Origin of the sequence: Micromonospora sp. URMC 107, from assembly GCF_051386315.1 — a bacterium.
GTDB lineage: Bacteria > Actinomycetota > Actinomycetes > Mycobacteriales > Micromonosporaceae > Micromonospora.
On record NZ_JBPQTK010000236.1, the window covers coordinates 1 to 4,063 of the forward strand.

Annotated in this window: 4 protein-coding genes and 1 riboswitch; of the genes, 2 read left to right on the forward strand and 2 right to left on the reverse strand. The window is 76.6% G+C overall.

What is annotated here, in order from left to right; genetic code table 11:
- Positions 1–141: 141 nt before the first annotated feature.
- Together ACSNN9_RS27990 and ACSNN9_RS27995 are read right to left on the reverse strand one after the other, a co-directional pair.
- Positions 142–906: a crotonase/enoyl-CoA hydratase family protein gene (locus ACSNN9_RS27990; protein ID WP_436676305.1), complete on the reverse strand. Its 765-nt coding sequence runs from the start codon at positions 904–906 to the stop codon at positions 142–144.
- A 42-nt stretch (positions 907–948) separates the two neighbouring features.
- Positions 949–1,866, reverse strand: a complete 918-nt coding sequence (locus ACSNN9_RS27995; RefSeq protein WP_436676307.1) for an EamA family transporter — start codon at positions 1,864–1,866, stop codon at positions 949–951.
- Between the two features lie 101 nt (positions 1,867–1,967).
- A riboswitch (cobalamin riboswitch) is annotated at positions 1,968–2,142 on the forward strand.
- Positions 2,143–2,192: 50 nt separating this feature from the next.
- Here ACSNN9_RS27995 and bluB point away from each other — a divergent pair.
- On the forward strand, positions 2,193–2,822 hold the full coding sequence (bluB, locus tag ACSNN9_RS28000; RefSeq protein WP_436676309.1) for a 5,6-dimethylbenzimidazole synthase: 630 nt from the start codon (positions 2,193–2,195) through the stop codon (positions 2,820–2,822).
- Positions 2,823–3,055: 233 nt separating this feature from the next.
- Positions 3,056–3,907, forward strand: coding sequence for a Rieske 2Fe-2S domain-containing protein (locus ACSNN9_RS28005; RefSeq protein ID WP_436676310.1), 852 nt, complete (start codon positions 3,056–3,058; stop codon positions 3,905–3,907).
- Positions 3,908–4,063: the final 156 nt, after the last annotated feature.

Sequence of the window (4,063 nt, forward strand, 5' to 3'; positions counted from 1 at the left end):
CCCCCCCCCCCCCCCCCCCCCCCCCCCCCCCCCCCCCCCCCCCCCCCCCCCCCCCCCCCCCCCCCCCCCCCCCCCCGGCCCGTCGAGAGCTTCCGCCCCGTCGGCGGGCCGGGGCGCCGGGGCGGTCGGGCCTGCGCCCGGTCAGTGGGCCGGTGCGCCGTGCCGGCCGGCGCCGGCGGCGAACCGGGCCGCCCCCGCCGCCGCGTCGGCGGCCAGCGACTCCATCCCGTACGCCAGCTCCACCTCCAGCGCCGCCGGTTCCGGCAGGCCGGCCCCGGCGAGCAGCGCCGCCCGGTCGTTGCGCAGGCAGGTCTGCGGGTGCCGGGCGAGCTCGGCGGCCAGCCGCTCGGCCGCCGCCCGGGACTCACCCGGCGCGACCAGCCGGTTCACCAACCCCATGCCGTACGCCTCCTCGGCCGGCACCGGTCGGCCGGTGAGGATCAGGTCCATCGCCCGGCTCTCGCCGATCAGCCGGGGCAGCCGGACCGTGCCCCCGTCGACCAGCGGCACCCCCCAGCGGCGGCAGAACACCCCGAGCACCGCGTCGGACTCGGCGACCCGCAGGTCGCACCAGAGCGCCAGTTCCAACCCGCCGGCCACCGCGTGACCGGAGATCGCGGCGATCACCGGCTTGCTGAGCGTCATCCGGGTCGGACCCATCGGTCCGTCCCCCTGCGCCTCGACCCGGTTGCCGCTCGGGGTGCCGATGGCCTTCAGGTCGGCCCCGGCGCAGAACGTGCCGCCGGCCCCCCAGAGCACGGCCACCGAGGCGTCGGGGTCGGCCTCGAAGGCGCGGAACGCGTCGGCCAGCGCCCGGGCCGTCGGCCCGTCGACCGCGTTGCGGGCCGCCGGCCGGTCCAGGATCACCGTGGTCACCGCCGTGGCGCGTTCGACGCGTACCCCCATCCGGACAGCATGCCCCCGGCGGTGCCGGCGGCGCCAGAGGTGTCAGCGCGGGTCGGGGCGGCCCGGGCGGGCCAGGGTGGCGCCCAGCGCGGCGCCGACCACGCAGGCCACCCCGGCCGCCTGCGGCCAGGCCAGCAGCTCACCCAGCAGGACCAGCCCGACCAGCGCGCCGATCGCCGGCTCCAGGCTGAGCAGGATCGCGAAGACCCGCGCCGGCATCCGCCGCAGCGCCGCCATCTCCGCCGAGTACGGCAGCACCGACGACAGCAGCGCCACCGCCGCGCCCAGCGCGAGGGTCCACGGGTCGAGCAGCGCCGTGCCGCTGCCGGCCACCCCGAACGGCAGCACGGCCAGCGCGGCGACGGCCATCCCCAGCGCGAGGCCCCGGCTGCCCGGCACCCGGGCGCTGACCGCCTTGCCGAGCAGCACGTAGCCCGCCCAGCCGACCGCGACGGCCACGCAGCACAGCAGCCCCACCGGGTCCACCCCGGTCCCGCCGAGCCCGCTGATCAGCAGCACCCCGCCGCCGGCCAGCGCCGCCCACGCCACGTCGACGAGCCGGCGGCTGCCGGCGAGCGACACCAGCAGCGGCCCGGCGAAGCCGATGGTGACCGCGACGCCCAGCGGCACCCGTTCCAGGGCCGCGTAGAAGGCGAGGTTCATCACCGCCAGGGCCAGCCCGAACGCCCCGACCAGGCCGGCGGTGCGCCAGCCCAGGCGCAGTCCCGGCCGAACCAGGAGCAGCAGGATGAGCGCGGCGAAGCCGAGCCGCAGCGTGGTCGTGCCGCCGGCGCTGGTGCTGCCGAAGAGCTGCTTGGCGACGGCCGCCCCGACCTGGGTGGAGAGCATGCCGAGCAGCATCAGCAGCGGGGGCGGTACGGCCCGGGGCTGCCCCAGCGCGACGGTCAGTCTGGTCGCCGGCCGGGCGGCCGGCAGCGGGCGGGAGGAGAGTGCGTACACCCGGACCACAGTGGCCGGGGACGGGGCGACCCGCGACCGGATTTCCACGCCCGCCGGACCGGGGCCGGCCGGACGGCGCTAGCATCCCCGACGGCACGATCATGTGAGGTGCCCCGCGCGAGCGGGGAGAATCGGGAAGCCGGTGCGAATCCGGCACGGGCCCGCCGCGGTGACCGGGGAGCCACCGTCCACGCGTACGCGCAGCCACTGGCCCGCCCGGGCCGGGAAGGCGGACGGCCAGGCGTCGATCCGGGAGTCCGAAGACCGGCCTCGCGTCCGGTGCCCGCGTCCGACGTGGCGTGGGCCGAGCGCAGCGGGAGCCTGCCTTGGATCTGTACGACGTCATCTACCGCCGCCGGGACGTACGCGCCCAGTTCACCGGGGCGCCGGTGCCCGAGGAGACGCTGCGCCGGGTGCTGGCGGCGGCGCACGCCGCGCCGAGCGTCGGCTACTCGCAGCCCTGGGACTTCGTGCTGGTGCGCGACCCGGAGCTGCGCCGTCGTTTCCACGAGCACGTCCACACCGAGCGGGACGCCTTCGCCGCGACGCTCGACGGGGAGGCGGCCGAACGGTTCGCCCGCATCAAGATCGACGGCGTCCTGGAATCGACCCTGTCGGTGGTGGTCACCCACGACCAGGCCCGGGGCGGCCCCGCCGTGCTCGGCCGGCACGCCATCGCCGACACCGGGCTCTACTCGACCTGCCTCGCCATCCAGAACCTCTGGCTCGCCGCCACCGCCGAGGGGCTCGGGGTGGGCTGGGTGTCGTTCTACCGGGAGCCGTGGCTCGCCGACCTGCTCGGCATCCCCGACGGGATCCGGCCGGTGGCGTGGCTCTGCCTCGGGCCGGTCACCCATTTCGAGCCCGTACCCGACCTGGCCCGGCACGGCTGGCGGCAGAAGCGCCCACTGGCCGAGGCGATCCACCACGACCGCTGGACGGCGCCGGAGGGCTGACCGGGCCGGCGGCGTCGGCGGGCCGACCGGGCCGGCCGGCGTCGCAGGGCTGGCTGGCCGGCGGGCACGGGAGGGCTGACCGGCCGGCCGGCGTGGGTGCGGCGGATCCGCGACCGCGGCGGGGCGGTGCCCGGCGCGTCCCGTTACGGGTCGGCGGGGGCCTCGTCACGTACCGCTGCGGATCCGTCACGGCCGACCGGTTTGCGACGGCTCCTGCCGGGAAGTCGGTACGGGTGCGAGCACTCTTGACGAAGATCGAGCAGGCATCCGGCCTGGACCGGGTCGGCGACCGGTTGCAGCGTGCCGTCCAGGCCACCCTCCGACCGCAGCGGGTCCGCGACCTGCTGCACGGCGTCTGGCTGGGCCATCCGCTGCACCCGGCGATGGTGCAGGTGCCGGTCGGCGCGTGGATCAGCACCGCCGTGCTGGACCTGATGCCGGGGCAGCGCCGGGCCGCCACCACGCTGTGCGCGGTGGGCACCGTCAGCGCCCTCCCGGCCGCGGTCGCCGGCCTCAACGACTGGGCGGCACTGGCTCGCGACCAGCGCCGGATCGGCCTGGTGCACGCCGCGTCCAACAGCGTCGGCCTGGCGTTCTACGCCGGCTCGGTGGCCGCCCGGATGACCGGCCGGCACAACCTCGGCCGTACGCTCGGCTTCCTCGGGCTCAGCGCCGCCAGCATGGGCGCGTACCTCGGCGGGCACCTGGCGTACAAGCAGGGCGCGCAGGTGAACCAGAGCATCTCCGAGCTGCACCGGATGAGCGACGGCTGGCACTCCGTCGCGGACATGTCCGCCCTGCCGGAGCGCCAGCTGATCACCCGTGAGGTCGACGACGTCTCGGTGATCCTCTACCGGCACGGCGACGAGGTCACCGTGATGCTGGAGCGCTGCCCGCACCAGAGCGGTCCGCTGGGCGAGGGCGAGGTGCAGGAGATCGACGGGCACGACTGCGTGGTCTGCCCGTGGCACGGCAGCGCGTTCCGCCTCAACGGCGGCGAGGTCGTGCACGGCCCGTCCGGCAACGACCAGCAGGTCCTGCCGACCCGCGTCGTCAACGGCGTCCTGGAGACCCGCCTCCCCTGACCCGCACTCCACCCGCCCTGCCGGCCCTCGTGCCTGCCGTCTGCCGTGCCTGCCGGTACTCCGCTGTCGATCAAGAGGTTTGGGTCGAGTTCGATCTCTGTGGCGTCACCAAACCTCTTGATCACCGAGGCGGTGTCGGTGGGTGGGGTTGGGGTG